General features: G+C 55.3%; 26 protein-coding genes. 11 read left to right on the top strand and 15 right to left on the bottom strand.

What is annotated here, in order from left to right; translation table 11 throughout:
* The first annotated feature begins 23 nt into the window (after positions 1 to 23).
* From IEV29_RS12755 to tfpB, 3 genes are all read left to right on the top strand, one after another.
* The gene (locus tag IEV29_RS12755; protein WP_188381660.1) at positions 24 to 524 is read left to right on the top strand and encodes a DNA-deoxyinosine glycosylase; all 501 of its coding nucleotides are present in this window, start codon (positions 24 to 26) and stop codon (positions 522 to 524) included.
* 20 nt (positions 525 to 544) lie between these two features.
* Positions 545 to 1393, top strand: coding sequence for a spermine/spermidine synthase domain-containing protein (locus IEV29_RS12750; protein WP_188381659.1), 849 nt, complete (start codon positions 545 to 547; stop codon positions 1391 to 1393).
* A 68-nt stretch (positions 1394 to 1461) separates the two neighbouring features.
* Positions 1462 to 3291, top strand: coding sequence for a type IV pilus assembly ATPase TfpB (gene tfpB, locus IEV29_RS12745; protein WP_188381658.1), 1830 nt, complete (start codon positions 1462 to 1464; stop codon positions 3289 to 3291).
* Positions 3292 to 3402: 111 nt separating this feature from the next.
* Here the strand turns inward: tfpB and IEV29_RS12740 are convergent, their stop codons facing one another.
* Positions 3403 to 4200 (bottom strand): TerC family protein, encoded by a 798-nt coding sequence (locus IEV29_RS12740; RefSeq protein ID WP_188381657.1) that lies wholly within the window; start codon positions 4198 to 4200, stop codon positions 3403 to 3405.
* A gap of 495 nt (positions 4201 to 4695) precedes the next feature.
* Positions 4696 to 5607, bottom strand: a complete 912-nt coding sequence (locus IEV29_RS12735) for an NAD-dependent epimerase/dehydratase family protein (protein WP_188381656.1) — start codon at positions 5605 to 5607, stop codon at positions 4696 to 4698.
* A gap of 12 nt (positions 5608 to 5619) precedes the next feature.
* On the opposite strand from IEV29_RS12735, the gene IEV29_RS12730 reads away from it, so the two are divergent.
* From IEV29_RS12730 to IEV29_RS12715, 4 genes are all read left to right on the top strand, one after another.
* Positions 5620 to 6657, top strand: coding sequence for a CDP-6-deoxy-delta-3,4-glucoseen reductase (locus tag IEV29_RS12730; protein WP_188381655.1), 1038 nt, complete (start codon positions 5620 to 5622; stop codon positions 6655 to 6657).
* A 256-nt stretch (positions 6658 to 6913) separates the two neighbouring features.
* Positions 6914 to 8116 carry an acetylornithine transaminase gene (locus tag IEV29_RS12725; protein WP_188381654.1) on the top strand — a complete coding sequence of 401 codons (1203 nt, stop codon included), beginning with the start codon at positions 6914 to 6916 and terminating at the stop codon, positions 8114 to 8116.
* 15 nt (positions 8117 to 8131) lie between these two features.
* On the top strand, positions 8132 to 8644 hold the full coding sequence (locus tag IEV29_RS12720; protein ID WP_229726385.1) for a C40 family peptidase: 513 nt from the start codon (positions 8132 to 8134) through the stop codon (positions 8642 to 8644).
* A gap of 35 nt (positions 8645 to 8679) precedes the next feature.
* Positions 8680 to 9282, top strand: a complete 603-nt coding sequence (locus tag IEV29_RS12715) for a DUF459 domain-containing protein (RefSeq protein ID WP_188381652.1) — start codon at positions 8680 to 8682, stop codon at positions 9280 to 9282.
* Between the two features lie 10 nt (positions 9283 to 9292).
* On the opposite strand, the gene IEV29_RS12710 is transcribed toward IEV29_RS12715, so the two are convergent.
* From IEV29_RS12710 to IEV29_RS12690, 5 genes are read right to left on the bottom strand one after another with little or no spacing between them, the layout of a single operon-like run.
* Complete coding sequence (locus IEV29_RS12710) at positions 9293 to 9805, bottom strand: chalcone isomerase family protein (RefSeq protein ID WP_188381651.1); 513 nt, start codon at positions 9803 to 9805, stop codon at positions 9293 to 9295.
* Positions 9787 to 11031 carry an SAM-dependent methyltransferase gene (locus tag IEV29_RS12705; protein ID WP_188381650.1) on the bottom strand — a complete coding sequence of 415 codons (1245 nt, stop codon included), beginning with the start codon at positions 11029 to 11031 and terminating at the stop codon, positions 9787 to 9789. The genes IEV29_RS12710 and IEV29_RS12705 overlap by 19 nt, the downstream gene beginning before the upstream one ends.
* A complete protein-coding gene (locus tag IEV29_RS12700; RefSeq protein WP_188381649.1) occupies positions 11028 to 11834 on the bottom strand; it encodes a DUF1365 domain-containing protein in 807 nt (268 codons plus the stop codon). The genes IEV29_RS12705 and IEV29_RS12700 overlap by 4 nt, the downstream gene beginning before the upstream one ends.
* Positions 11827 to 13104, bottom strand: a complete 1278-nt coding sequence (locus tag IEV29_RS12695) for an NAD(P)/FAD-dependent oxidoreductase (RefSeq protein WP_188381648.1) — start codon at positions 13102 to 13104, stop codon at positions 11827 to 11829. Before IEV29_RS12695 ends, IEV29_RS12700 begins: the two co-directional genes overlap by 8 nt.
* Position 13105: 1 nt before the next feature.
* Positions 13106 to 13594: a chalcone isomerase family protein gene (locus IEV29_RS12690; protein ID WP_188381647.1), complete on the bottom strand. Its 489-nt coding sequence runs from the start codon at positions 13592 to 13594 to the stop codon at positions 13106 to 13108.
* Positions 13595 to 13714: 120 nt separating this feature from the next.
* On the opposite strand from IEV29_RS12690, the gene IEV29_RS12685 reads away from it, so the two are divergent.
* The 4 genes from IEV29_RS12685 to IEV29_RS12670 are packed head-to-tail and all read left to right on the top strand — an operon-like array spanning position 13715 to position 16748.
* The gene (locus IEV29_RS12685) at positions 13715 to 14326 is read left to right on the top strand and encodes a TetR/AcrR family transcriptional regulator (protein WP_188381646.1); all 612 of its coding nucleotides are present in this window, start codon (positions 13715 to 13717) and stop codon (positions 14324 to 14326) included.
* 30 nt (positions 14327 to 14356) lie between these two features.
* Positions 14357 to 15394, top strand: a complete 1038-nt coding sequence (locus IEV29_RS12680) for a cyclopropane-fatty-acyl-phospholipid synthase family protein (RefSeq protein WP_188381645.1) — start codon at positions 14357 to 14359, stop codon at positions 15392 to 15394.
* Positions 15391 to 16197 (top strand): DUF1295 domain-containing protein, encoded by an 807-nt coding sequence (locus IEV29_RS12675; protein WP_188381644.1) that lies wholly within the window; start codon positions 15391 to 15393, stop codon positions 16195 to 16197. The genes IEV29_RS12680 and IEV29_RS12675 overlap by 4 nt, the downstream gene beginning before the upstream one ends.
* Positions 16198 to 16208: 11 nt before the next feature.
* Complete coding sequence (locus IEV29_RS12670; protein ID WP_229726384.1) at positions 16209 to 16748, top strand: lipocalin family protein; 540 nt, start codon at positions 16209 to 16211, stop codon at positions 16746 to 16748.
* Between the two features lie 53 nt (positions 16749 to 16801).
* On the opposite strand, the gene IEV29_RS12665 is transcribed toward IEV29_RS12670, so the two are convergent.
* The 8 genes from IEV29_RS12665 to aceE form a co-directional block, all read right to left on the bottom strand.
* A complete protein-coding gene (locus IEV29_RS12665; protein WP_188381643.1) occupies positions 16802 to 17155 on the bottom strand; it encodes a DUF1428 domain-containing protein in 354 nt (117 codons plus the stop codon).
* 74 nt (positions 17156 to 17229) lie between these two features.
* Positions 17230 to 17604 carry a hypothetical protein gene (locus IEV29_RS12660; RefSeq protein ID WP_188381642.1) on the bottom strand — a complete coding sequence of 125 codons (375 nt, stop codon included), beginning with the start codon at positions 17602 to 17604 and terminating at the stop codon, positions 17230 to 17232.
* 145 nt (positions 17605 to 17749) lie between these two features.
* Positions 17750 to 18292, bottom strand: a complete 543-nt coding sequence (gene hemG, locus IEV29_RS12655) for a menaquinone-dependent protoporphyrinogen IX dehydrogenase (protein ID WP_188381641.1) — start codon at positions 18290 to 18292, stop codon at positions 17750 to 17752.
* A 132-nt stretch (positions 18293 to 18424) separates the two neighbouring features.
* Positions 18425 to 19201 (bottom strand): class I SAM-dependent methyltransferase, encoded by a 777-nt coding sequence (locus tag IEV29_RS12650; RefSeq protein ID WP_229726383.1) that lies wholly within the window; start codon positions 19199 to 19201, stop codon positions 18425 to 18427.
* A gap of 4 nt (positions 19202 to 19205) precedes the next feature.
* On the bottom strand, positions 19206 to 21356 hold the full coding sequence (gene lpdA, locus IEV29_RS12645; RefSeq protein ID WP_188381640.1) for a dihydrolipoyl dehydrogenase: 2151 nt from the start codon (positions 21354 to 21356) through the stop codon (positions 19206 to 19208).
* 65 nt (positions 21357 to 21421) lie between these two features.
* Complete coding sequence (locus IEV29_RS12640) at positions 21422 to 21994, bottom strand: Ntn hydrolase family protein (RefSeq protein WP_188381639.1); 573 nt, start codon at positions 21992 to 21994, stop codon at positions 21422 to 21424.
* A 10-nt stretch (positions 21995 to 22004) separates the two neighbouring features.
* Positions 22005 to 23405 carry a dihydrolipoyllysine-residue acetyltransferase gene (locus IEV29_RS12635; RefSeq protein WP_188381638.1) on the bottom strand — a complete coding sequence of 467 codons (1401 nt, stop codon included), beginning with the start codon at positions 23403 to 23405 and terminating at the stop codon, positions 22005 to 22007.
* A gap of 119 nt (positions 23406 to 23524) precedes the next feature.
* Positions 23525 to 26224 (bottom strand): pyruvate dehydrogenase (acetyl-transferring), homodimeric type, encoded by a 2700-nt coding sequence (aceE, locus tag IEV29_RS12630; protein WP_188381637.1) that lies wholly within the window; start codon positions 26222 to 26224, stop codon positions 23525 to 23527.
* Between the last annotated feature and the right edge of the window lie 117 nt (positions 26225 to 26341).

Here is a 26341-nt window from a genome sequence, read left to right as displayed (position 1 = left end):
CGCCATGTCATTACAATAGGCACATGTCTTCCGCTGTCTTTCCCTCTCTGCGCTGTTTCCCGCCGGTCATCAACACCGATACGGAGATTCTGATTCTCGGCAGCTTTCCCGGTGAAGCATCGCTCGCTGCGCAACAGTACTATGCGCATCCGCAAAACCAGTTCTGGCGATTGCTGTCCGCCGTACTGGATGATGATCTGGTTGCGTTGCCGTATGCAGAACGACTGGCGCGATTACAAACGTACCGTATTGGTTTGTGGGACGTGATTGCTGCCTGCACCCGTGAAGGCAGCCTTGACAGCGCAATTCGCGGTGCGCTGCATAATGACTTCTCGCTCTTGCGCGAGCAATGCCCAGTCTTGCGCCGCGTTTGTTTCAACGGCAAAAAATCAGGGCAGCAGGCCGCCCGGTTTGCGCAAGCCGGGTTCGAGACCTTGCTGCTGCCCTCCTCCTCACCGGCTTACGCCGTCATGCGATTCGAACAGAAACTTGCAGCGTGGCGCGGTATCATCGCGCCAACCTGATTTTTTCCCAAAAGCCATTCATGCTGATCAAACGCAAATCCATCGAAGCCGAAGCCAACGCCAAGGCAGGACCGGGCCGCAAGAAAACTGCCACGCTCGCCAGCCTGAAGCAGCTCGCCTCGCCCAAGCAACGCAAACCCAGGTTTGCACCGGTCACACTGTCCGAACAGTTCGGCGTGCGCTATCTCCACTTTGGTACGGAATGGGTACAAGGTGCCATGCGCATCAGCAAGCCGGACTGGATCGAGCTGGAATATGCGCAGCAGATGATGGCGTGGATGCTGTTCAAAGACCAACCGCAACACATCGTACAACTCGGTCTTGGTACGGGTGCGTTGACCAAGTTTGCTTACCGTCGCTTTGCGGATGCCCGCGTTACGGCGGTGGAACTGAATCCTGCCGTGCTGGCGATTTGTACCTCGATGTTCAAACTGCCACCCAATGATGCACGTCTGAACGTGATCGAAATGGATGCGCTGGACTACGTGAACAATGAAGAACATCACGGCACCATCGATGCACTGCAAGTCGATTTGTACGACGCCACTGCACGCGGACCGGTGCTGGATACGCCGGAGTTCTATCAGGCGTGTGCCGCCTGCCTGAAACCGGATGGCATCATGACCGTCAACCTGTTTGGCGATCATCCGAGTTACGCCAAAAACCTCAGTGCCATGCACTATGCCTTCGATACGGTGATCTCTCTGCCGGAAGTACATGACGGTAACGTGATTGCGATTGCCTTCAACCAACCGCCAGAACTGGATATTCCTGCGCTCTACGAACGTGCCGCGCACATCACTGCCACCACGAAACTACCCGCCAAGTCCTGGGTCAACGGGATCAAGGCCTGGCAGGCACAACAGTAAGCAGGCGATCCGGCAAGGCGTGGGGGCTGTGATAGCATCGACGCACTTTTCGTCTTCTGGATTTGCACATGGCCAACGCCCCAATCGCAGCAAGTGGCACCGGCAAACCTGCCGCAGCATTCACTGCCAGCACACCCACACGACTGGATTTGCAGACGCTGTTCAACTGGCTGCTTGCCGACGGCATTCTCGCCAGAGAAGACGGCAAGACCTTTTACACTCAGGCGCAGGCCATTCACCGCAATGCCAGCATTGCCATGCATCCGCTGGTTGCCATTGCGCAGTGCAAGCTGACCGCGTTTGCACCACCACATCGTCCGCTTACACTGGAATGGTTGACGGAATGGCTGGCCGGCAAGGTCAAACTGCCTTTCTATCGTATCGATCCGCTCAAGATCGACTTTGCACGTGTTGCCGATGTCATGTCTGCCACCTACGCAACGCGCTTTCATATCCTGCCGGTCGAAATGACAGCAACCGAACTGGTGATTGCAACCTGCGAGCCTTTCCAGACCGAATGGGAAGCCGAGATCGCCAAGATCACGCGCCGCACGGTCAGGCTGGTCGTGGCCAATCCGCTCGACATTGCGCAGTACACGACGCAGTTCTTTGCACTCGCCAAATCCATCAAGGGCGCACGCAAGCTGGGCGGACAAGACCTTGCCTTGCGCAATAACTTTGAGCAACTGGTTGAGCTGGGCAACAGCAAACAGGTCGATGCCAACGACCAGCACATCGTCAGCATCGTCGACTGGTTGTGGCAATACGCGTTTGAGCAGCGCGCCTCCGACATTCATCTGGAGCCCAAACGCGAGTTTTGTGCGATTCGCTTCCGCATCGATGGTGTATTGCATCAGGTTTATCAGGTGCCACCGAGCGTCATGATTGCGATGACGGCGCGCATCAAGCTACTCGGTCGTATGGACGTGATCGAAAAGCGCCGCCCGCAGGATGGCCGCGTCAAGACGCGTACGCATGGCGGACAGGAAATCGAGCTGCGACTCTCCACCCTGCCGACCGCCTTCGGCGAAAAGCTGGTCATGCGTATCTTCGATCCTGACGTCGTCGTCAAATCACTGCCCGAACTCGGTTTTCCACCGGATGATGCCGCACGCTGGGCCGAGCTCACCACGCGGCCGCACGGCATCATTCTCGTCACCGGTCCAACCGGCTCTGGCAAAACCACCACGCTCTACACGACACTCAAGGCGCTTGCGACCAGTGAAGTCAATGTCTGCACGGTGGAAGATCCGATCGAGATGGTCGAAGCCGCCTTCAACCAGATGCAGGTGCAGCACGGCATCGATCTGTCGTTTGCCGAAGGCGTCCGTGCACTGATGCGACAGGACCCCGACATCATCATGGTGGGCGAGATCCGCGATCTGGAAACCGCCGAAATGGCCATCCAGGCGGCGCTGACCGGTCACCTTGTTTTGTCGACACTGCACACCAACGACGCACCGTCCGCCATCATGCGCCTCCTCGAACTGGGCGTACCGTATTACCTGCTGGAGTCGACGCTGATCGGCATCATGGCGCAACGGCTGACGCGTACCTTGTGCGCCCACTGCAAGTCGCCCGATGGCACCCTTTCCGATGAAGTTTGGCAAAACCTCGTCGGCGATGCCAAGATCAGCAAACCACGCACCGTATATCGTCCCGTCGGTTGCCCGGAATGCCGTCAGACCGGCTATCGTGGTCGCACCGGACTCTATGAACTATTGACGGTTTCACAGCCGTTTGCCCGTCTGATCAAGGCTGAAACAGACATCCATGCGTTGCGCAAGCAAAGCATCGCCGATGGCATGAAACCTTTGCGGCTGGCCGGTGCCCTCAAGATCGCCGAAGGCGTCACCACCATGGAAGAAGTACTGAAGGTGACCGCAGTACAAAACTGAGTCACGACACACATCCCCCAAAACAAGCGGGATATAAAAAAAGGAACTCTTACGAGTTCCTTTTTTGTTGCAGCAGGCTGCGCATGCAGCCTGCTTCTCAGCGCCTCACACTCAGGCGGTTTGTTCCTGTGGTTTGCCATCATGCGGCAGGTCTTCTTCACGCACATCGCAGATTGCCATTTGATGGGCACGACGCATACGGATGTTGCACAGTTCCACAACCAGCGAGAAGCCCATTGCGCCGTAGATGTAGCCCTTCGGAATATGGAATTCCAGGCTTTCCGCGACAAGAACCGCACCGACGATCACCAGGAAGCACAGCGCCAGCATCTTGATGCTTGGGTACTTGTTGACGAACTCGCCGATTGCCTTGGCCGAGAACATCATGATACCGACGGCGATCATGATAGCGACGATCATGATTTCGACTTCCTTGACCATGCCGACAGCGGTAATGACCGAATCCAGCGAGAACACGATGTCGATGATGGCGATTTGCAGCAGCACCATACCGAACGTTGCTTTCTTCACGGACACTTCCTTGCCGCTTTCCTCTTCCTCATGACCACCGGACATCAGTTCCTTGATCTCGACCAGCGCTTTGTAGAGCAGGAACAGACCACCGAAGAACAGAATCAGGTCACGACCAGAGAAGCCCATGGTACCAATCGTAAAGACCGGCTCGACCAGGCTCATCATCCACGAGAGGCTGAGCAGCAGCAGGATACGTGTACCCATCGCAAGACCCAGACCGATGATGCGGCCTTTTTGTTGTTGATGTTTCGGCAGGCGATCCACCAGAACCGAAATGAAGATGATGTTATCGACGCCAAGCACAATCTCCAGCATCGTCAGCGTTGCCAGCGCAATCCATGCTTCAGGCGTAGTGAAGACTTGTAAAAATTCCATAATGATCTCGAAAGTTGGTTTGAAAACACGCCGGACACATGGTGAGTTGTCCTGTCCTGATTGCTGACCAGCGCGGATAATTCATGCCATTTGAAGAAATGACAATGGTTGACGCATGTCATCCTTGGGATTGGCCTGCTTCTACATTGCAATTTCCTTTTTAGTTTTGGTCCCTGTTGGCAGGTGGTGCCACTCTAACGGAATCTTAACTGGGTGCAAAATCGAATTTAGCGTGAATTTAATTCGAAAAAACCGAATATTTAACGTTTTAAATGCCAAAAAAATGGATACGAGATCGTTAATTATCCTGCGAGTTCTGCTGCCATCCCAACAGAGAAAACCCTCTGTCCGCTATATTTTGCGCGCACTCAGGATGAATGCTTTGTGCAAAGCCGCACATGCAGATTGAAGCAATCACAGATTTTTTCGGATAATTTCTTTTTAACAATAATGAAGCGGATTGTTCGAAAAACCCGACACACAATTAACAACAATCTAACGTGATGGCGCGGTCTTAACGATTTTCTGTAACCCGTGTTGCACGGTGGAATAGTGCAGGCGAACGCCCAGTTCGGTTTTAAGCCGCCGATTGGCAAGACGGCGGGATTCCGCCATGAAGGAAAGCATTGCTGGCGTGACCTGATGCTGCAAGTCGGTACGCGGCAGACGTGGCGGGCGCGGCAACTGCAAGGCATCGGCCACCACGTCGAAGTAAGCACCCATTTTCATATCCGAATCATCCACGGCGTGATACACGCGCAATGGCTGCGCGCGCCGCATGGCGGCGATCACGATGCGCGCCAGATCGTCGGCATGGATGTGATTGGTAAATACATCGTCGGACTCGACCAGTGCCGGCGTTCCTTTGCGCAGACGCTCCTCAGGCAAGCGGTTCTGCGCATAAATGCCGGGTACGCGCACAATCGCCAGTCTTGAACCTGAGCGCCTGGCCCAGCGACGCAAGGTACGCTCTGCATCGACGCGGCGAATGGCGCGTGCATTGTGCGGCCGGACAGCACGCGTCTCGTCAATCAATGCACCACCGCAATCACCATAAACACCGGACGTGCTGACATAAACCAGTAAGGTGTGGTCGGGTAAAATGGCGGTCAAATGGCGGGTACGGCGATCAATCTGCCCTTCTGCCTGTGGCGGTGCCAGATGCAAAACGGTCGGTGCCAGTCGCGCCAGCCGGGCGGCCTCTGCCGGATGATCGAGATTGGCCAGGATGGGCGTTGCACCGGCAGCACGCAGCTCAGCCATGCGGTCGGCCTGTGTCGTGACGGCAAAGACACGATAGCGGTCTCGTAGCAGCGGCAGCATGCGCATGCCGACATCGCCACAACCCACAATGAGTAAGCGCGGTTTGCCGATTTTGCGGATCGCCTGTTTGTTTTGAATTTGCATGATCAGGATTGTATGACGTTCCAAGTAACCGTTAAGCCCAGCGGCAGGCAATTTCCCTGCGAAGCCGACGAAACCATTCTGAATGCCGCCATTCGCGCCGGCATCGGCTTGCCTTATGGCTGCAAGAATGGCGCCTGCAGCACCTGCCGCGGCAGCATTCTGGAAGGTGATGTGCATCACGGCCCGCACCAGGAGCGTGCTCTGTCCACTGCAGATGAATCCAAGGGTTTTGCCCTCTTCTGCTGCGCCAAACCTTATACCGATCTGGTGATCGAATCGCGCGAAGTACTGGGCGTCGGCGAGTTTTCGATGAAGAAGCTGCCTTCGCGCGTCGCCAAGCTGGAACGCCTGAGCGATGACGTCATCGTCATGTCGCTGCAACTGCCGGCCAATGAGCGTCTGCAGTATCGCGCCGGTCAGTACATCGAATTTCTGCTGAAAGATGGCAAGCGCCGCAGCTACAGTATTGCCAATGCACCACACGCCGACGAGCACCTGACGCTGCATATCCGTCATATGCGTGGCGGCCTGTTCACCGATCACGTGTTCAATGTGATGAAAGAACGTGAAATCCTGCGCTTTGAAGGCCCGCAAGGCACGTTCTTCCTGCGCGAGGATTCGCGCAAGCCGATGGTACTGCTGGCGTCCGGCACCGGCTTTGCACCGATCAAGGCCATCGTCGAACAAGCTGTGTATGAACGTAGTGAGCGCCCGATGGTGCTGTACTGGGGCGGCCGCCGCCCGCGCGACCTGTACATGCATGCCCTGTGCGAAGAATGGGCCCGCACGATTCCCAACTTCCGCTACATCCCGGTGATTTCCAATGCGGTCGCCGAAGACAACTGGACAGGACGTAGCGGCTTTGTGCATGAGGCCGTGATGGCCGATCTGCCGGACTTATCCGCGTATCAGGTCTATGCCTGCGGCAATCCGGCCATGGTCGATGCGGCGCAGGAAGCTTTCAACAAACAATGCGGCCTGCCGCGTGACGAGTTCTACGCGGATGCATTTACCTCCGAAGCGGATCTGCACAAGAACATGATCGAATAGGCACAGCGGTCGGAAAACGTTTTGACGGCCTGTGCAAAACGTCTTACTATTTCCGCATGAAACCGACCGCCATCAGCCTGCGACGCCGTAACCCGATTCCGCTACACCGGATGCCGTGCGCGTAGGCTTTTGCCGATCAATCAGCCACAGGCCCATCCTGTGGCTTTTTTTTTAGTTATCCATTTTTACTTACTCGTCACGAACAATCGGACGACTTTTGTATCCAATCACCATCTTTCGCTCGGGAGCACCTGCAATGGAATTCAGCCAGTACGACGTTAACAAACTGATGTACATCACCAATCGTCCACCGATCGTGTTCGTCGAAGGTGACGGCATGTGGCTGACCGACAATAACGGCAAACGCTATCTGGATTACCTGCAAGGCTGGGCCGTCAACTGCCTCGGCCATTCGCCACAGTGCATTCACGATGCGCTGGTATCGCAATCGAAAAAACTGATCAACCCATCACCTGCTTTCTACAACGAGCCGTCGATCGAGCTGGCCAAACTGCTGACCGACAACTCCTGCTTCGACCGCGTGTTCTTCGCCAACAGCGGCGCAGAAGCCAATGAGGGCGCATTCAAGCTGGCCCGTAAATGGGGCAAGATCAACAAGAATGCTGCAGGCGAAAATCGCTACGAGATCATCACCTTTGATCACAGCTTCCACGGCCGCACCATCGCTGCCATGTCGGCAAGCGGCAAAGCGGGCTGGGACACAATTTTTGCTCCGCAAGTGCCGGGCTTCAGCAAAGCGATCCTGAACGATATCGCGAGCGTCGAAAAACTGATCACCGACAAAACCGTGGCCGTCATGCTGGAGCCGGTACAAGGTGAAGGCGGTGTGATTCCTGCCACGCGTGAATTCATGCAAGCGTTGCGCGCCCTGACCAAGAAGCACAACATCCTGCTGATCGTCGATGAAGTGCAAACCGGCATGGGTCGTTGCGGCACGTTGTTTGCCTATCAGTTGTCGGGTATCGAACCGGACATCATGACACTCGGCAAGGGCATTGGCGGCGGCGTGCCACTGGCAGCCTTGCTGGCGAAGGAAGAAATCGCCGTGTTCGAGGCAGGCGATCAGGGTGGCACCTACAACGGCAATCCGGTCATGACTGCCGTCGGTTCTGCAGTCGCCAAGACACTGCTTGCGCCGGGCTTTCTGCAATCCGTGCAGGAGAAAGGCGATTACCTGAGCAAGGAACTGATCAAACTCTCCGACAAACATGGCCTGGCGGGCGAACGTGGCGAAGGTTTGCTGCGGGCACTCAAACTCGGTCGCGACATTGGTCCACAGATTGTCGAGATCGCACGCGATCTGGCACCGGTCGGTTTGCTGCTCAATTCGCCACGCCCTGACCTGCTGCGCTTCATGCCATCGCTCAATGTCACGAAGGAAGAACTGGATCAGATGCTGTCCATGCTGTCCAACGTGCTGGACAAGATCGGGCGCTGATTGATGTCAGGCCCGATGGAGAAAAGGACAAGCCGACGTGGCATGCTGCTCGCGCTGCTTGCTGCCTCGGTGCTCACAGCGTGCGGCACACCCACGCCATCAAGACGGCAAGCCGTAAAGCCTATCCTGTACGAACCGCAACCAGTCAGCGAACAAGGCAACGAAGTTGCACTGTTTGCGATGGGCCTGATCGACATCGGCTATCAGTTTGGTGGCAAGAATCCGGAAGCAGGCCTCGATTGCAGCGGCATGGTGTCCTACATCTATGGCAAGGCCGTTGGGATGCGCCTCCTCGGCAGCGCCGCCGACATGGCACGTCGCGGTCGCGAGATTGAGCCGCGGACCTTGCGTCCTGGCGACCTGGTGTTCTTCAATACGCTGAATCGTCCGTTCTCGCACGTTGGCATCTATATCGGCGATGGCCGCTTTATCCACGCGCCTTCCAGCCGCGGTCGCGTGCGTATTGATCGCATGGACAATGTCTATTTTGCGCCACGCTTCGAAATGGCACGCACCTACTTCGATTAACACCGTTTGAACCACATGCCTTCAAGGGGGCAACGATGTTGCATACGCCGGGCGATCAACGAATCTGCTTTGTCGGTGACTCTTTCGTACAGGGAACCGGTGACCCCTTGTGTCTTGGCTGGGCCGGACGACTTGCGCAACGTGCCGTTGAACACGGTGTCAATCTCACGCATTACAACCTCGGCATTCGTCGCGATACCAGTCGCGACATCCTTGCCCGCTGGCGGCAGGAATGTGCGGCCCGTCTGCCATCCGATTGCGCGCAGCGCGTCGTGTTCTCCTTCGGCGTGAACGACACATCCTACGATCACAATGCATTGCGCGTAGCACCGGGCGAGAGCCTTGCGAACCTGCAAACCATTCTGAGTACGGCCACCACGCGCTATCACGTCCTCATGGTCGGCCCGCCGCCCATGCCGGACCCTGCACACACGGAACGCATCGCCCGCCTGGACCGGCAGTTTGCCGATCTGGCCGACGTGCTGAGCGTACCGTATCTGTCAATCTGGGAGGCATTGCGCAACGATGCGTACTGGCTGCAGGAAGCGCAGCACAGTGACGGCGCACATCCGGGTCGACATGGCTATGACACGCTGGCCGACATGGTCCAGCGTTGGGAAGGCTGGTGGTTCCGTTAGGTAAGGCGTTCTAGTTGCGCCCGATCAGGGCACGACGCAATGCCGGCACGGTAGTTTTTTCTCCCAGCCAGATATCAAGAAAATGCCGGTTGAAGTCGCCATCCCGGATCGTGTTGATAAACCGGCCGTTGTGAAAGAATCCCAGACTGGCGTCTTCCCGTTGCACCACCGTCAAAGTATCGCCTTTCTTCACATCCAGCAGAACGCTTTGCATGAGCGGTTTCCATTGCACCAGCCGTGCCTCATCCACGCCCTGCTTGCGCATCTGTTTCAATCCTTCATCCGCCAGCGTATCCGCACTGAAGTCGCGGCTATAAACCAGTTCCAGAGCGTGTGGTCTGTTCACCGCATAATGACCGCTGCCAGCCCACAGGCTGGCCTCGTAGATATGCAGTCCAAACCAGCGCAAGGAGCCGGTTCCGACAATCGCCGCCTGCGGAATGTCGGCATTGATGTAAGCCGGCGCGCTACTTGCGCCAGCCATATTGGCCCATGCCAGAAGAATCAGGACAAGGTAGCGCACGGTTGACGAACACCCAGAGTCCACAACGCCACATCGGTACGACGCTCAAGAAAACCGGCTTCGCAATATTTGAGATACATCTCCCACAAACGCATGAAAGGCTCGTCAAAACCCTGCGCACGTATCTGTTCGCGTTGCGCCATGAAAGCGCGATGCCAATGATGCAGTGTCAACGCATAATCAAGGCCGAACGACTGATGCCGCTCTACACGCAATCCGACGTGATCGGATTGTGTGTGCAGCACGGAAGGACTGGGCAGCATGCCTCCCGGAAAAATGAATTGCTGGATGAAATCAGTACTGCGACGGTAGTGCGCGAAATGCGCATCGGCGATATCGATCGATTGCAGCACGATCTTGCCATTCGGCTTCAGACTGCGTTTCAGCATCGAAAAATAGGTAGGCCAGTGTGTCTCGCCAACCGCCTCGAGCATCTCGATCGAGACGATATGATCAAACTGCCCTTCGACGTGACGGTAATCCTGCAACGTGAGTGTGACGTATTTTTCCAGTCCCAACGTACGCATCCGTTGTTCGGCATAAGCAAGCTGAGACGGCGACAACGTGATGCCATATACATGGAGGCCACGTTGCGCCGCATATTCTGCAAACCCGCCCCAGCCACAGCCAATCTCCAGCACACGTTGCCCCGGCCTGGCGTCAAGTTCATCCAGAATGCGCTGGTACTTCGCTTGCTGAGCACAGTAGAGATCAAGTTGCTCCTGCCCGCCAAACCATGCCGACGAATACGTCATGCTGGCGTCGAGCCATAGCTGGTAGAAGGAATTGCCGAGGTCGTAATGCGCCTGGATATTCCGCTTGCTGCCCGCCCGGCTGTTATTGTTCAGCCACACGTGGGCAAGACGACGCATGAGCAGCGCCCACCACTTGCCATGGATGGCCTGCTCCAGCATCTGCTGGTTACGGATGACCAGCCGGAACAATGCAACCAGACTCTCGCTGCCCACCCAACCTCGACGCAGGCTCTCGGCAAAACCGATATCGCCTTGCATCATGATCGGACGCGCAGCACGCCAGTCGTGGATCGTCATATCTGCATCAATGCCTGTTTGTCGGCGACCAAACAGATGCACCATCCCCTCCGGCGTGGTAACACGCAGACTTCCCTCTTCAATTCGTTCCAGCAGCGAAAACAACAGCTGTCCTGACAAGGGAATGGTGTCGGGTGCCTGTAACGACAGTGCGCGACTCGATTTGATTTTCATTGCCGGAATTCCTTTTTATTACTGGTCAACGAATGAGAGGGTGGGACAGGCTTTGAATAGAACGGCGTTTTCTTCATCCATAACTTGAGTGCCTGCACGTGAATGCGAAACATGACACCCAGAGTAAGAAATGGCATGCGGCACAGGGCACGCCATAACTGACGGTCGGTGGCTGGCAGGCTGCGATAGGCGATGGCTGTCGCAATCAGCGGCTGACTGGACGAAGCTTCATCGAAATAATCGATTTCCATACGATGATGCGCGCCATTGCCGCAATAGCGGAAACGGTAATGTCCACCGACGCGACAGAACGGCGACACATGAAACTCCTTCCGGCAAATCAGCGGCGTGGTTTCCGTAATGGATTGCTGGTCTGGTGCGCACAACAGATACTGGTGGTGCTCTCCGAACGTGTTGTTGACCTCGGCAAGAATCGCGCGCAATGCTCCCCTGCTGTCGTGCATGTACCAGAAGCTGACCGGATTGAAGCCATAACCCAGCACACGCGGCATGGTCTGCAACCAGATCGCGCCATCCGGCAATGACATCCCTGCCTTTGCCAGTTCTGTCGTCAGCCACTGCATCAGTTCACCGGAACGATCGCCATGGTCACGCGAAAAAAAGGACAGCAAGGCAGGCCGATCAACGGCAAACAGGTAATTGTTTTTCTTCTGCAGCATCGCCAGCGCACGTACCGGAATGCGCAAGCAAAAAACCGGATACAGGAACCGATGTGCGTTGGGACGGGTACGTGCATGCATGACCTTGCCAAGCCCAAGCTCCATGAACGAACGATCATTCATATACAGCCTCCCATGGCGGCGCAATACCGAAGTCGCGTGCGACACGCAAGGCAGACTTCAGCCCGTCTTCATGAAAACCGTAGCCCTGCCATGCGCCACAGAACCAGACACGATCCTTTCCCTGTATCCGGGGCAATTCGCATTGAGCAGCAATGGCTGCTGCATCCATGATCGGATGCGCGTAGTCGAACTGTGCGAGCACGGCATGTTCGGCGATCGCCTCGTAAGGATTCAACGTCACAATGACTGGCTGCTGCCAGGGCACCGGCTGCAGCGCATTGATCAGATAGCTGACCGTCACGGGGACCGCGGCACTCTGCTGCGCCGCCAGCCTGTAGTTCCAGGCAGCCCATGCCTTGCGCCGGGCGGGCAATTGCAAAGAATCCGTATGCAGCACCGCATGATTCGGCTCCGTGCGGAAGGCACCAAGTATGCGTGCCTCTTCTTCATTGCAATCCAGCAGTTTCAAGGAAACGGGTGCATGACAAGCCATGACCACCTGATCATATTGCTCCACGCCCTTTACACTTTGCACCACAACACCCTGCGGTGTACGACGTACAGCGCGTACCGGGCAACGCAAATGCGTTTGATCAATCGCAGGCAGCATGCGATTGACATAGTCGCGTGCACCTTCCCGTACCGTTTTCCAGATTGGACGTTCGTTGATTTGCAGCAGACAATGATTGAGGCAAAACCGCAAAAAGGTCGCTGCCGGAAAATCCAGAGATGCCTGCGTCGAGCAGGACCAGATTGCTGCCGTCATGGGGAGCAAATACCATTCACGCATGGCGCTGCCGTATGCATGTCTGTCCAGCAAGTGACCCAGCGTACATCCGTTTTCGTCAGCCTCGATCAAATAGGCCGACGCGTTGCGGTTGAAACGCAGAATGTCTTTCAACATGCCGAGGAAGCGCGGGTTGAAGAGATTGCGTCGCTGACAGAACACGGTATCAAGATTGTTACCCGCCCATTCGATGCCATGCTTTTTGATGCCAACCGAAAAACTCATGCTGGTTTCGTGCGTCTGCACGCCCAGATGGCGAAATAGTGCGATGAGATTCGGATACGTCAGATCGTTATGGACAAGAAAGCCGGTATCGACAGGTGCCGTGATGCCTTCGAGCGTGACATCCACCGTGTGCGTGTGCCCACCGAAATAATCGTTGGCCTCATACAAGGTCACTTCGTGCTCACGCGCAAGCAACCATGCCGCGGCCAAACCGGCAATACCGGAGCCAATCACGGCAATACGTTGCGGCCGGTTCATCTTACGTTTCCTTCAGTAATTGAAGACGCAAGCGCTGACTGTGACAATCGGGATGAAACCAGATGTGCGCCATTGCGATTGCCAGATCTGGATCGGCAATGCGTCCCAGCGCCCCGTCTGCATGATGGAAAGAGACTGCCTGCCCGCGCTCGAAGATCATCCACAACACATCGCCTCGGTGTGCATCCGGCATCACTTTTCGCAAGGCCGCTTCCCATCGCTGCATTTGCTCGAGCGTCGGCTCGGCGAGACGCGCAATCTCGCGCTGGCTCGCTTCCACAATCGATTCCGCACTGACATTCCGCAGATAGGAGAACTGCAACGCAAAGTGTGGATTCGCCGGTTCGCCAGCCTCCAGCACGAGCGGGCCGGACGTCCACAACGTGGCGTGATACACCGAAAAGACGCTCCAGGTCAGCGTACCTGTGCCTTGCGACTGCCAGGCAGGCGACACCGGATGAACTTGGTCGAGGAATTCTTGAGCTTGCATGAAAATACGTCCGCAATACCGATTAGTACAAAATATAACATATAAGTTTAAATGAAAAACCAATTAGTTTTCTTTTTTACCAATTGGTCTATAATGAACAAAACCATTTGAAAAGCAGCAATGAATACACCTCCGAAGCCCAGTCTGAAAGAACGTCAGTTTGCATTGCGCGAAAGCGCGATTCTCGACGCGGTCGATGCACTTCTCTCGGGCAAGGGCTTCGATCTGATGACCATGGACGAGGTGGCGCAGGCGGTCGGCATTTCCAAAGCCAGCCTGTACAAACATTTCGATTCCAAGGAATTGCTGGCGGCTGCGACCATGTCGCGCCTACTGGATCGGACGCTGGACAAGGTTGCCGAATGCACGGACAACCAGCGCGCCATCGACAAACTGAAAATGCTGGTGGCGTGGAGTGTGCTCGAACATCTCGAAGGACGCATGCCGACATTGCCCTCCACGCGATCGAGCATTCATGAGTTCATGATGCGACACCGCCCGTATGTGGAGAAACTCGAGCAACTGACCGAGATCCTGGGCGGTTGGATCATCGCAGCGCAGGAAGCGGGACATATCAACCCAAGGCTACCCGGCGAGGTGGTGCTGTACACGATCTACGCCCGTCCTTGCGACCCGGTCACCGACTTTTTGAAGATGGGTGGCGCTTTCACCGATGAGGAAATCATCGATGCCATCGTCACCACCTGTTTTAACGGATTGCAGCCCGGTTAGCGGCCGCTTCCTGCGTTTGGGAGAAGCAAGATGCCATTGATTAAATATGCAATTGAACTTTCCGAACACGGCCGCATGCCGGATACCTTTATTCGTGCCGGCATTCGCCACTTGTTGAAGTCGCGACTCAACGAAATTGCCGCGCATGACATCGCCACCAGCGCTGACATGCAGCACGCCTTCGTACAGGACATGTGCATAGCACCTGTTGCCTTGCTACCCGAACGGGCAAACGAACAGCATTACGAACTGCCCACGGAATTTTTCCGCCTCAGTCTCGGACATCAGCTCAAGTACAGCTGCTGCTATTGGGACGATCAGACAAACACCCTGGATCAGGCCGAGGAAAACGCACTGGCATTGACGGTCGAGCACGCCGGTCTGGTCAATGGACAGGACATACTTGAACTCGGCTGCGGATGGGGCTCGCTGACCCTTTATATGGCGCGCCACTTTCCGGACAGCCGCATTACCGCCGTATCGAACTCTCACTCACAGCGCCAGTACATCGAAAAAGCGGCGCGCGAACGCCAGCTGGACAACATCACGGTGATCACCGCAGACATGAACGCGTTTGCGACCACCCGGCAATTTGACCGTATTGTTTCGGTCGAGATGTTCGAGCATATGCGCAACTATGAAGTCCTGTTTGAACGCCTGCACGGCTGGCTCAAACCGCAAGGGCGTTTCTTCATGCATATCTTCGTGCATCGCCTGACACCGTATGCATTCGTCGCACAAGGCGAAGATGACTGGATGAGCGAACTGTTTTTTTCAGGCGGCATGATGCCAAGCGATGCGCTTCCGCTGCATTTCCAACAGCATCTGACACTACGTCGGCAATGGCGCTGGAGCGGCGAGCATTATGAAAAGACTGCCAACGCGTGGCTGCAACTGATGGATGAAAAAAGCGACGTCATCATGCAGCTCTTCCGTGAAACCTACGGCGAAGACGCGCAGCGCTGGTTCAATCGCTGGCGCATCTTTTACATGTCCTGCGCCGAACTGTTTGGCTATGCAGATGGGCAGGAATGGTGGGTCAGCCATTATCTGTTTGAGCGCACATGATCCCGCTTGACGAGACATTCTGGCAACCCTGGCTGGCTGCGCTACCGGCGCTGCTGGTTTTCGCCGTTGCCGGATGGCTCTACAGCATATGGCGTCATAACGTCCACATCATCGATAGCATGTGGGCGCTGTATTTTTTATTGACCGCCATTTGCGTGGCATTGCAGCAAGCAATCACAACACGAGGCATCCTGATCTTGTGCGTGGCGATGATATGGGGATTGCGTCTGAGCACTTACCTGACCTTTCGCAACTGGGGCAAACCAGAGGATTATCGTTACCAGCAAATCCGCAAAAACAATGCGCCCCACTTCTGGATCAAAAGTCTTTATCTTGTCTTCGGCTTTCAGATGGTGCTGGCATGGTGTCTGGCGCTGCCGCTGATAGCAGCCATGCATAGCACGGCAGCAATGACCTGGCTTGATATCACTGGCCTGGCAATCGCATTGATCGGCATTGTGTACGAAGGTACAGCGGACTGGCAGCTCTATTGTTTCAAGCAGAATCCGGCGAACAAGGGCAAAGTCCTCGACCATGGTTTATGGGCATGGTCGCGTCACCCGAACTATTTTGGCGAGTCGCTGACCTGGTGGGGATTTTTCATCGTCGCCTTGGCATCTGGCCATTGGTGGACTGTATTCAGTCCAATCATCCTCACCATCTTGTTGCTGAAAGTCAGCGGTGTGAGGCTGCTTGAAAAAACCATTCACGAGCGACGCCCCGCGTATCGGGAATACATTGCGCGCACGAGCAGTTTCATTCCCTGGCCACCCAAACAACCATTGTCCCGTACGTCGACGTAAAGGAGCATGACATGTCATACAAGACCTGCCTCGCAACATGGATGGGCGTGTTAACACTTTCTGCCTGCTCGACAACCAGCACGCCGGTGCCACTGGCCGAGAAAATCGACCTCGATCGTTTCATGGGGAAATGGTACGTCATTGCCCATATCCCGCTATGGGTGGACAAACATTCCTTCAACGCAGTGGAATCTTACGAGCTGGCCAAGGACGGCACAATTGCCACGACGTTTACATTCAATGAAGGCAGCCTGAAAGGACCGCTCAAGACTTACAGGCCGACAGGATTCGTCAGGGAAGACACTAACAATGCCTTGTGGGGCATGCAATTTATCTGGCCGATCAAGGCGCAGTACAAGATCAGCTACATCGCGTCCGATTACTCCAGCACGATTGTCGCGCGTGACAAGCTGGATTATGTATGGATCATGGCGCGCAAGCCCACCATGGATGAGACTGAATACGAACGCCTGCTAACCCTGATTAAAGGGTATGGATATGACATCAGCAAGCTGCGTCGCGTCCCGCACGATACCCAGCCGACAAACTGAAATTACTCCAGTCAGTCGCCGATCGAAAAACCGGACAACTTGGCATCAGACCGTCATTCATTCAGCAGGACCGAGAATCCACCGTAAATCATGCGCTTGCCATCAAACGGCGCCCCAACGCCCGGTGCATGCATGCGTGGATCGTTCATGACCTTTTGCATACCCGCATCGCGCGTTTCCTTATCGGGCCAGCTGATCCAGGCGAAGACCACTGTTTCATCCGCCTTGCATTTGACCGACATCGGGAAAGAAGTCACCTCGCCTTGTGGCACATCGACGCCCCAGCATTCGACCACGTTCAAGGCACCAAACTCCCTGAACACAACCGCAGCATCTTTCGCGTGCTTTAGGTAGACATCTTTATTGGCGGTGGGAACGGCAGCGACAAAACCGTCTACGTAATGCATGCTTGCCTCCATTGATTAAACATAGCTGGAAGACGCAGTCCTTACATGAAAACGCATCCACCGTCTGGCGCATTCTAGAATTTGGCAAATTGCACGCCAAGCTTGTATTCCAGACTTTCACCGAGTCGAGGACCAATGCCCGGCAAAATGGCGCGCAGATTGCGTGGAAAGTGATGCAATTCATCCCGCATCTCTTTCAGCATTTTCTCGGCATCCTCGTCGCACATGCCATTGGACAAGCCTTCGCGGCATCGCACCACCATACCAACCAGTCCATCAGTAAAGTAATCAAGCCCTTCGTCGTAGGTTTCGCGCAGCAAACCGATCAGTTGATCGTAGATGATCAAAAGCTTGCCAAGTTCAAATTCAGGAGTCGTATCCGGAGCAACGCGTTTTACAGGACGCTTGAAGGGAAGAACGTTACTGCCGTGCGAAGTATTCTCAATCATGACCATCGAGCCTTATGCCAACCTACGCGAGAAAAACCTGCTCATATGACTTGGAGCGTATTTCTCTCGATTAATTTCAAGAAGACTGCTAACGCAGGACAAAAGCAAGCAATATTCGCGCCCTCAACTGCAGACGTACAACACACTATCTCTGCAAGTTTTTGATTTGCAAGGCGAAAGCATCAACAGCAGACCAGTCAGTAAATTCGACTGGCTTATTCAGATCAGTCGGCCCGCCGGTCATCCACATGATGAAGCGAATCATCTGCCGGTCAAAGAATCGATACTTTGCATAATCAATCTTGCCACCAAACATGGCGGCCAGTTGCGGCGACCAAGCTGCTTGAGCGACAAATTTCTTGAAGTAAGGATTATGGGCCCGCGTAGCCTTGTCCGCATTACGCGCAACACCACTTACGGAAAAGAACGCACTTGGCAAAGCAGCAAGCGTAACGCGATGCCTCTGAATGAAGTTGTACAAGGAAGGATGATGCTTGCCATAACGAATGCTCGCACCAATCACAATGCAGTCAAAGCCGCTGCAATCCAGCCGGATCGCTTCTTCAACAGATAGCAACGCAACTTGATGACCATAGTCTTCGAGAAGACGCTGAATAGACTGGCAAATTTTTCGTGTATGACCATCAATGGTTGAATACACAATTAGGATATGAGAATCGACATGCATGACACGTCGATTGTAACGCCTGGGTCAGCAAAAATCGCTTCTTGGGCTTAGGCGGCAAATAAACAGAAGGCATGCAACTGATAACAAGAATGAGCCAAGCTTGCATTGATGGAATCGCAGTGTGTGCGACGATCAGGAACGTAAAACAGGCGCACGTTGCGAGAACCATGCATGGATTAATCCAGACTGATAGAACTGCACAGCCTGATCAAAGCCCGCTGAAGTAATCATGGATGCAATCCGCGCAGGCGGCAGAATCGCGACATCTTTGGCATACGCTGCGCGCATCTGCTCCAGCCCAGCCGCGGGAATGCCAGCTGCCAGCATCATGTTCAGCCAAGTCTCAAGCAGAACTTCATAATCGGATGACCCAATATCCGAAGCCAGATCCGAACTCGCAAGTATCCCGTTCGGTTTCAATCGTGCAGCAATGCTGTGGAAAAAAGCGATGCGTGCGTCTTGATCGAGAATGAATTGCGACACCAAAAAACATGTCGCTGCATCAAAAGCATTCTGATCAGGTAGTGAATCCAGATAGCCCTCATGGAATTCGCAACGCGCCAGATAACCGCCCTTTTCAGCCTTGCTACGGCAAACATCCAGCATGGCTCCGGAAGGTTCTACGACGGTAAATTTCCATTGTGGGTAACGCTTGGCGAGATAGTCAATTTCCTCGCCGGTCCCAGCACCGACGCAGAGAATTCGAGCATTGACTGGAAGCGTGGCGAATACCGCTTCAAGCAGAAAATGCAAGGCATGGCGGATTGGAGCAGTCTTTGCCCAGCGCTCATCGTAGCTTGTAGCTTGTTGATCGAAGATAGCTTTGATTTCGTCGTCACGCATAAGATGTATTGCCTTGATAGCGATTTCAAGAAAAAACGGCGCATACGCGCCGTTTTTTATATTCAATTTTTTACTTCTTTCGCATCGGCGGCAAATCCGTGCAAACCCCTTTGTACACTTCCGCCGCCATACCAATCGACTCGCCCAAGGTTGGATGTGGGTGGATGGTCTTGCCGATATCGACAGCATCCGCGCCCATCTCAATCGCCAGAGCAATTTCACCGATCATGTCGCCGGCATGCGTACCGACAATGCCACCACCAACGATGCGATGTGTCTCGGCATCGAACAGCAGTTTGGTGAAACCTTCATCACGACCATTAGCAACTGCACGGCCGGATGCTGCCCATGGGAACAGGCCTTTGTCGAGCTTGATGCCTTTGGCTTTGGCTTCGTCTTCCGTCAAACCAACCCATGCAACTTCCGGATCGGTATAGGCAACCGATGGAATCACACGGGCATCGAAGTAGGCTTTCTCACCTGCTGCCGCTTCTGCAGCAACATGCGCTTCGTGCACGGCTTTGTGCGCGAGCATCGGCTGACCAACCAGATCGCCGATGGCGAAGATGTGATGCACATTGGTACGCATTTGCGCATCGACCTCAATGAAGCCGCGATCCGTGACAGCCACGCCTGCATTCTCGGCACCGATCTTCTTGCCGTTCGGGCTGCGACCAACTGCGACCAATACGAGGTCATAGACTTGTGGCTCTGGTGCGGCGACAGACGAATCAGCCGCTTCGAAGGTGACCTTGATGCCTTCCTTCAATGCTTCGACACCAACGGTCTTCGTCTTCAACATGATCTTGTCGAAGCGCTTTTCGTTGAATTTCTGCCAGACCTTGACCAGATCACGATCCGCGCCTTGCATCAGGCCATCCATCATTTCGACCACGTCGATACGTGCACCGAGCGTCGAATAGACTGTTGCCATTTCCAGACCGATGATGCCGCCGCCAATAACCAGCATACGCTTTGGCACGCTACGCAGTTCGAGCGCGCCGGTGGAGTCGACGATGCGTGGATCCTGCGGGATGAAAGGCAGATTCACCACGGATGAACCGGCTGCAATGATCGCCTGTTTGAACTGAACGACTTTCTTGCCATCTGCGGTCGCCACTTCAATATGATTAGGGCCGACAAACTGACCGACACCCTGCACGACATTGACCTTGCGCGCCTTGGCCATGCCAGCCAGACCGGTGGTCATCTTGCCGATTACTTTTTCCTTGTGGCTGCGCAGCTTGTCGATATCGATTTCCGGCTTGCCAAAAGTCACGCCGTGCGATGCCATGGCAGCCGCTTCGTCAATCACAGCTGCGACGTGCAGCAACGCCTTCGATGGGATGCAACCGACATTCAGGCAGACACCGCCGAGCGTCGAATAACGCTCGATCAGCACCGTCGACAAGCCCAGATCAGCTGCGCGGAAGGCAGCGGAATAACCGCCGGGACCTGCGCCCAGAACCATCATGTCGCATTCGATATCCGCAGTGCCATTGAAACTGGATGCGGTTGGCGCAGCGGCTTGCCGGGCCGGTGTTGCAGGTGCCGCCGTTGCAGATTGCGCAGGCACCGCAGCTTGTGCGACAGGTGCAGGTTTCTCTTCCTGTGGTGCGGGCGCTTCTTCACTCGCGTCCGCTTCCAGAATCAGCAACAGCGAACCCTCACCCACCTTGTCGCCCAGTTTGACTTTCAGTTCCTTGACGACACCGGCGTGACTGGATGGAATTTCCATGCTGGCCTTGTCGGATTCAACGGTGATCAGTGATTGATCCACCTTGATGCTGTCGCCTGCGCTGACAAGCACTTCAATGATTTCCACATCCTTGAAGTCACCGATATCCGGCACCTTGATCTCGACCGTGCCACCAGTTTGCGATTTGGCTGCGGGAGCGGCCGGTTTTGCCGCCGGCGCTGGCGCCGGTTTCTCTTCCGCTTTCGGCGCAGGCTGTTCGGCCGGTTTTTCTGCCGGTGCGGCTGCGGACGACTCCAGCACGAGGAGCAGCGAGCCTTCGCTGACCTTGTCACCCAGTTTGACCTTCATCTCCTTGATCACGCCGGCATGACTGGCAGGAATTTCAAGACTTGCCTTGTCGGACTCAACCGTGATCAGCGACTGATCGACGGCAATCGTATCGCCCACGCTGACCAGCACTTCGATGATTTCCACATCCTTGAAATCGCCGATGTCGGGGACTTTCACTTCAATCGTGCTCATCGCTTTCGCTCCGTATTGTTGTCGTTGGTCCGCACCTGGGCGAACGCACTATGTTTTTGAATGGGTTACAGAACCTGCATCGGAAAGCTGACGATGCGGAAAGGTCCGGCCGAGCTCTTGTCGAATTCGGCGCCTGCATTGACGCCAATCTCTGCCACTTCATACGCTGTCTGGCATTTGTCATAGGCGGCGTACATCGCACCCAGCGCAAAATTGCGGCCACTGCCAATGCCCCAGAAACGATCAAAGCAGAACACTTCGCGGTACGAGTACACGCCAAAGATGCCGTATGGATTGGCGACCAGTGCCGCAATCTGCGAAGACTCGTAAGGATCGTCATCTTCCTCTTTGGTATTGAGGAAGAACTGCTCCTTCAGGATCTGATGCACCTTTGAGAACGTATCGAAAACCTCGTCACGCGTATTGAGCTTGCAGTCTTCTGCCATGCCAACCAGCAGCTTGCGCATGACGGGAAAATGCGCTGCCGTACCCGCCAGCGTGACCCACGAATTGCCAACCTCGAACATCTTGTTGTTCGCTTCGTACGCATGCGACAGCCGCGTGTCACCAAACGTGACGAGCGAATCGCTGGCAATCGCGATCTCGTTGTTTTTCTTGACGACGACGCAGGTAGTCATGCGCCGTTCCTTAAATCAGCGATTTGCGCAGATCGGCCAGCATCTCGCTCAGATAGGTCACAAAGCGCGCGCCTTGTGCGCCATCGATCACGCGATGATCGTAGGACAGCGACAGCGGCATGATCAGACGCGGCACGAATTGCTTGCCGTCCCAGACTGGCTTCATCTGGGTTTTGGACAGACCGACAATCGCGACTTCCGGCGCATTGATCAGCGGCGTGAAGTAGGTACCGCCGATACCGCCGAGCGACGAGATCGTGAAGGTTGCGCCTTGCATATCGCTGCCTTTGAGTTTGCCGTCACGCGCCTGCGCCGACAATTCACCCATTTCACGCGCGATCTCCGTCACCGTTTTCTTGTCTGCGTCTTTCACGACCGGCACGACCAGACCATGCGGCGTATCGGCAGCAAAGCCGATGTTGTAGTACTGCTTGAGAATCAGGTTGTCGCCGTTTTCGTCGAGCGAGGAATTGAACTCCGGATATTTCTTGAGTGCCGCAACGCAAGCCTTGATCACGAAGGCCAGCAGGGTCAGCTTGACGCCGGATTTGGCCAGCGCTTCATTGCTCGATTTACGCAGTGCTTCCAGTTCAGTGACATCCGCTTCGTCGTATTGCGTCACATGCGGAATCATGACCCAGTTGCGATGCAGATTTGGACCACTGATTTTCTTGATGCGCGACAGCGGTTGCAACGTGGTCGGACCAAACTTGCTGAAATCCAGCGATGGCCATGGCAGCAGGCCGAGTGCAGCGCCATCGCCTTTTGCCGCTGCCGCAACCGGTGCCGCAGCAGGTGCCGCCGACAATGCCGACTTGACGAAACCTTGCACGTCCTCTTGCGTGATACGACCTTTCGGGCCGGAACCGCTGACTTTACCGAGGTCAACACCAAGCTCGCGTGCAAATTTGCGGATCGATGGCGATGCGTGGGCCTTGCTGTCTGCGCGTGCTGCAGGCGCTGCGGCGGCAGCTGGCTTTGCCGGTGCAGGTGTCGGTGCGGGAGCAGCCGCTGGTGCTGCTGCAGGTGCTGCTGCAGGTGCTGCAGGTTTGGCTTCTGCGACAGGCTCTTCTTTCTTGACTTCCGCTTTTGGCTCTTCAACCTTGGCTGGCGCTGCTTCTTCTTTTGCAGGCGCCGGTGCGGCCTTTTCTTCCTTGGCTGGTGCAGCCGCTTCTGCCGCTTCCAGCGTCAGCAGCAAAGAACCTTCACTCACCTTGTCGCCAAGTTTGACTTTGAGGTCCTTGACCACGCCAGCGTGGCTGGATGGAATCTCCATGCTGGCCTTGTCGGACTCGACCGTGATCAACGACTGATCGACCGTAATCGTGTCGCCTGGCTTGACCAGCACTTCAATGATTTCGACTTCCTTGAAATCGCCGATATCCGGGACTTTGACTTCCACGATGCTCATCTTTTCTCTCCGCTCATTTGTGCGTATCCGTCATCGCGGAGAACAACAGGCGCGTATTGATCGGAGAGCGATCTTCGCACCTGCGTCGCCCCGCGACGACGAGGGATGTTATTTCTGGATTACAGCGTGACCGGATTGGCCTTGTTCGGATCGATACCGTACTTCTTGATCGCATCGGCAACCACGGATTGTTCGATCGCACCTTCGTCCGCCAGCGTCTTCAGTGCTGCAACCGTGACGAAGTAACGGTTGACCTCGAAGAACTCGCGCAGCTTGGCGCGGCTGTCGGAACGACCAAAACCATCGGTACCCAGGACCTTGTACGAACGATCTTTTGGAATGAAGGCACGCACCTGCTCGGCAAACGTACGCATGTAATCGGTCGCCACAACGATAGGACCAGCCGTGCCTTGCAACGATTGCGTGATGTGCGCAACGCGTGGTTTCTTGGCGGTTGGATTGAGCATGTTCCAACGCTCTGCATCCTGACCATCACGTGCCAGCAAGGTGAACGACGGTGCCGACCAGATATCAGCCGTCACGCCCCAATCGTCTTTGAGCAGATCCGCTGCCGCGATGACTTCACGCAGAATCGTACCGGAACCCATCAGTTGTACGCGATGTTTGGCTTTCTTCGCGCCTTCCTGCAGCAGGTACAGACCTTTGAGGATGTTTTCTTCCTGACCGGCAACCAGACCTGGCTGTGCGTAGTTCTCGTTCATCAGCGTGATGTAGTAGAACACGTCTTCCTGATTGGTGACCATGCGACGCAGACCATCATGCAGGATGACTGCAACTTCGTGCGCGAAGGTTGGATCGTAAGGAATACAGTTCGGAATGGTCGACGCCATGATGTGGCTGTGACCGTCTTCGTGCTGCAAGCCTTCGCCGTTCAGCGTGGTACGACCGGCGGTACCGCCGAGCAGGAAGCCGCGTGCACGCATGTCGCCCGCTGCCCATGCCAGATCGCCGATACGCTGCAGACCGAACATCGAGTAGAACGTGTAGAACGGCACCATGATGCGATCATTGGTCGAGTACGAAGTCGCTGCCGCGATCCACGATGCCATCGCGCCCGCTTCGTTAATACCTTCCTGCAGAATCTGACCGGCTTTGTCTTCGCGGTAGTAGCTGACCTGATCTTTATCGACCGGCTCGTACAACTGACCTTGATGGTTGTAAATACCGATCTGACGGAACAGACCTTCCATACCGAAGGTACGCGATTCATCGACGAGAATCGGCACCACGCGCTTACCGAGGCTGGCGTCGCGCAACAGGATCGTCAGGAAACGCACGTAGGCTTGCGTGGTCGAGATTTCACGACCTTCTGCAGTTGCATCGAGTACGGCCTTGAAGGTTGTCAGTTCAGGCACCACCAATTTCTCATCCGACTTGACGCGACGTTGCGGCAGGTAACCACCAAGAGCCTTGCGGCGTTCGTGCAGGTATTTGATTTCCGGGGCGTCGTCCGATGGCTTGTAGAACGGTACGTCGGCCAATTGATCGTCGGCGATTGGCAATGCAAAGCGGTCGCGCATTTCGCGTACGGCTTCGTCGTCCAGCTTTTTGGTTTGGTGCGCGGTATTACGCGCTTCGCCCGATTTGCCCATGCCATAACCCTTGACGGTTTTGACCAGCAATACGGTCGGCTGACCCTTGTGTTCTTGCGCAACCTTGAAGCTGGCGTAAACCTTGTGCGGATCGTGACCACCACGCAGCAGGTGCCAGAGGTCGTCGTCCGACATGCGCGAGACCATTTCCAGCAGTTTGGGATGCTTGCCGAAGAAGTGCTTGCGCACGTAGGCGCCATCCTTGGCTTTGTAATTCTGGTATTCGCCGTCCAGCGTTTCCATCATCACGCGTTGCAGAATGCCTTCCTTGTCTTTTGCCAGCAGCGGATCCCAGTTGGAACCCCAGATGACTTTCACGACATTCCAGCCTGCGCCACGGAATTCGCCTTCGAGTTCCTGCATGATCTTGCCGTTGCCGCGCACCGGGCCATCCAGACGCTGCAGGTTACAGTTGACGACCATGACCAGATTGTCGAGCTGCTCGCGACCGGCCACGCCGATTGCGCCCATCGATTCGACCTCATCCATCTCGCCATCGCCGCAGAAAACCCATACCTTGCGATTGTCGGTTTTCGCGATTTCACGCGCTTGCAGATACTTCAGGAAACGTGCCTGATAGATCGCCATCAGCGGACCAAGACCCATCGACACCGTCGGGAACTGCCAGAAGTCAGGCATCAGTTTTGGATGCGGATAGGACGACAGACCGTTGCCATCCACTTCGCGACGGAAGTTGATCAGCTGTTCTTCGCTCAGACGGCCTTCGAGAAAGGCGCGCGCATAGACGCCAGGCGACGAGTGGCCCTGGATATAAACCAGATCGCCACCGTGATCTTCGGTTGGTGCGTGCCAGAAATGGTTGAAACCCGTACCCAGCATGTTTGCCAGCGACGCAAAGCTGGAAATATGACCGCCCAGATCACCATCGGCACGGTTGGCCTTGACCACCATTGCCATTGCATTCCAGCGCATCCACGAGCGCAGACGCTCTTCGTATTCCAGATTGCCCGGCGAGTTTTCGCCCAGGTCAGCCGGAATCGTGTTGACGTATGCCGTGGTTGGCGAGAATGGAATGTGCGAACCGCGACGGCGCGCCAGATCGATCATGCGTTCGACGAGGTAATGCGCGCGGTCCGGGCCCTCGTTTTCAATCACCGCTTCGAGGGCATCAAGCCACTCTTGCGTCTCCATCACATCTGGATCGTTGGCGGCTTGCGCGAGTACCTGATCGAGCTGGGCTGACATAGATAAAGTCTCCTGATTTGTCTGGTGCCATCTTTTGTAAAGACGGCCACGATTTTTAAAAATCCGATATATGCATTGTCATGCGAACGGGTCGGAGTTTAACAGCAGTTTTTGCAA

Origin of the sequence: Oxalicibacterium faecigallinarum, from assembly GCF_014635705.1 — a bacterium.
GTDB classification, from domain to species: Bacteria; Pseudomonadota; Gammaproteobacteria; order Burkholderiales; family Burkholderiaceae_D; genus Oxalicibacterium; species Oxalicibacterium faecigallinarum.
Note: the sequence above shows the minus strand (reverse complement) of the source record. Positions and strands in the feature narration are given on the sequence as shown.

What these genes read in the sequence shown, in the direction of transcription:
- lpdA (WP_188381640.1), bottom strand. Translation starts at nt 21,356, where the DNA reads ATGAGCACGATTGAAGTGAAAGTCCCCGACATCGGCGATTTCAAGGAT.
- IEV29_RS12680 (WP_188381645.1), top strand. Translation starts at nt 14,357, where the DNA reads ATGCCATTGATTAAATATGCAATTGAACTTTCCGAACACGGCCGCATG.
- IEV29_RS12675 (WP_188381644.1), top strand. Translation starts at nt 15,391, where the DNA reads ATGATCCCGCTTGACGAGACATTCTGGCAACCCTGGCTGGCTGCGCTA.
- hemG (WP_188381641.1), bottom strand. Translation starts at nt 18,292, where the DNA reads ATGCATGTCGATTCTCATATCCTAATTGTGTATTCAACCATTGATGGT.
- IEV29_RS12695 (WP_188381648.1), bottom strand. Translation starts at nt 13,104, where the DNA reads ATGAACCGGCCGCAACGTATTGCCGTGATTGGCTCCGGTATTGCCGGT.
- IEV29_RS12640 (WP_188381639.1), bottom strand. Translation starts at nt 21,994, where the DNA reads ATGACTACCTGCGTCGTCGTCAAGAAAAACAACGAGATCGCGATTGCC.
- aceE (WP_188381637.1), bottom strand. Translation starts at nt 26,224, where the DNA reads ATGTCAGCCCAGCTCGATCAGGTACTCGCGCAAGCCGCCAACGATCCA.
- IEV29_RS12740 (WP_188381657.1), bottom strand. Translation starts at nt 4,200, where the DNA reads ATGGAATTTTTACAAGTCTTCACTACGCCTGAAGCATGGATTGCGCTG.
- IEV29_RS12700 (WP_188381649.1), bottom strand. Translation starts at nt 11,834, where the DNA reads ATGAATGATCGTTCGTTCATGGAGCTTGGGCTTGGCAAGGTCATGCAT.
- IEV29_RS12715 (WP_188381652.1), top strand. Translation starts at nt 8,680, where the DNA reads ATGTTGCATACGCCGGGCGATCAACGAATCTGCTTTGTCGGTGACTCT.
- IEV29_RS12690 (WP_188381647.1), bottom strand. Translation starts at nt 13,594, where the DNA reads ATGCAAGCTCAAGAATTCCTCGACCAAGTTCATCCGGTGTCGCCTGCC.
- IEV29_RS12670 (WP_229726384.1), top strand. Translation starts at nt 16,209, where the DNA reads ATGTCATACAAGACCTGCCTCGCAACATGGATGGGCGTGTTAACACTT.
- IEV29_RS12750 (WP_188381659.1), top strand. Translation starts at nt 545, where the DNA reads ATGCTGATCAAACGCAAATCCATCGAAGCCGAAGCCAACGCCAAGGCA.
- IEV29_RS12755 (WP_188381660.1), top strand. Translation starts at nt 24, where the DNA reads ATGTCTTCCGCTGTCTTTCCCTCTCTGCGCTGTTTCCCGCCGGTCATC.
- IEV29_RS12635 (WP_188381638.1), bottom strand. Translation starts at nt 23,405, where the DNA reads ATGAGCATCGTGGAAGTCAAAGTCCCGGATATCGGCGATTTCAAGGAA.
- IEV29_RS12730 (WP_188381655.1), top strand. Translation starts at nt 5,620, where the DNA reads ATGACGTTCCAAGTAACCGTTAAGCCCAGCGGCAGGCAATTTCCCTGC.
- IEV29_RS12665 (WP_188381643.1), bottom strand. Translation starts at nt 17,155, where the DNA reads ATGCATTACGTAGACGGTTTTGTCGCTGCCGTTCCCACCGCCAATAAA.
- tfpB (WP_188381658.1), top strand. Translation starts at nt 1,462, where the DNA reads ATGGCCAACGCCCCAATCGCAGCAAGTGGCACCGGCAAACCTGCCGCA.
- IEV29_RS12725 (WP_188381654.1), top strand. Translation starts at nt 6,914, where the DNA reads ATGGAATTCAGCCAGTACGACGTTAACAAACTGATGTACATCACCAAT.
- IEV29_RS12685 (WP_188381646.1), top strand. Translation starts at nt 13,715, where the DNA reads ATGAATACACCTCCGAAGCCCAGTCTGAAAGAACGTCAGTTTGCATTG.
- IEV29_RS12705 (WP_188381650.1), bottom strand. Translation starts at nt 11,031, where the DNA reads ATGAAAATCAAATCGAGTCGCGCACTGTCGTTACAGGCACCCGACACC.
- IEV29_RS12720 (WP_229726385.1), top strand. Translation starts at nt 8,132, where the DNA reads ATGGAGAAAAGGACAAGCCGACGTGGCATGCTGCTCGCGCTGCTTGCT.
- IEV29_RS12735 (WP_188381656.1), bottom strand. Translation starts at nt 5,607, where the DNA reads ATGCAAATTCAAAACAAACAGGCGATCCGCAAAATCGGCAAACCGCGC.
- IEV29_RS12660 (WP_188381642.1), bottom strand. Translation starts at nt 17,604, where the DNA reads ATGATTGAGAATACTTCGCACGGCAGTAACGTTCTTCCCTTCAAGCGT.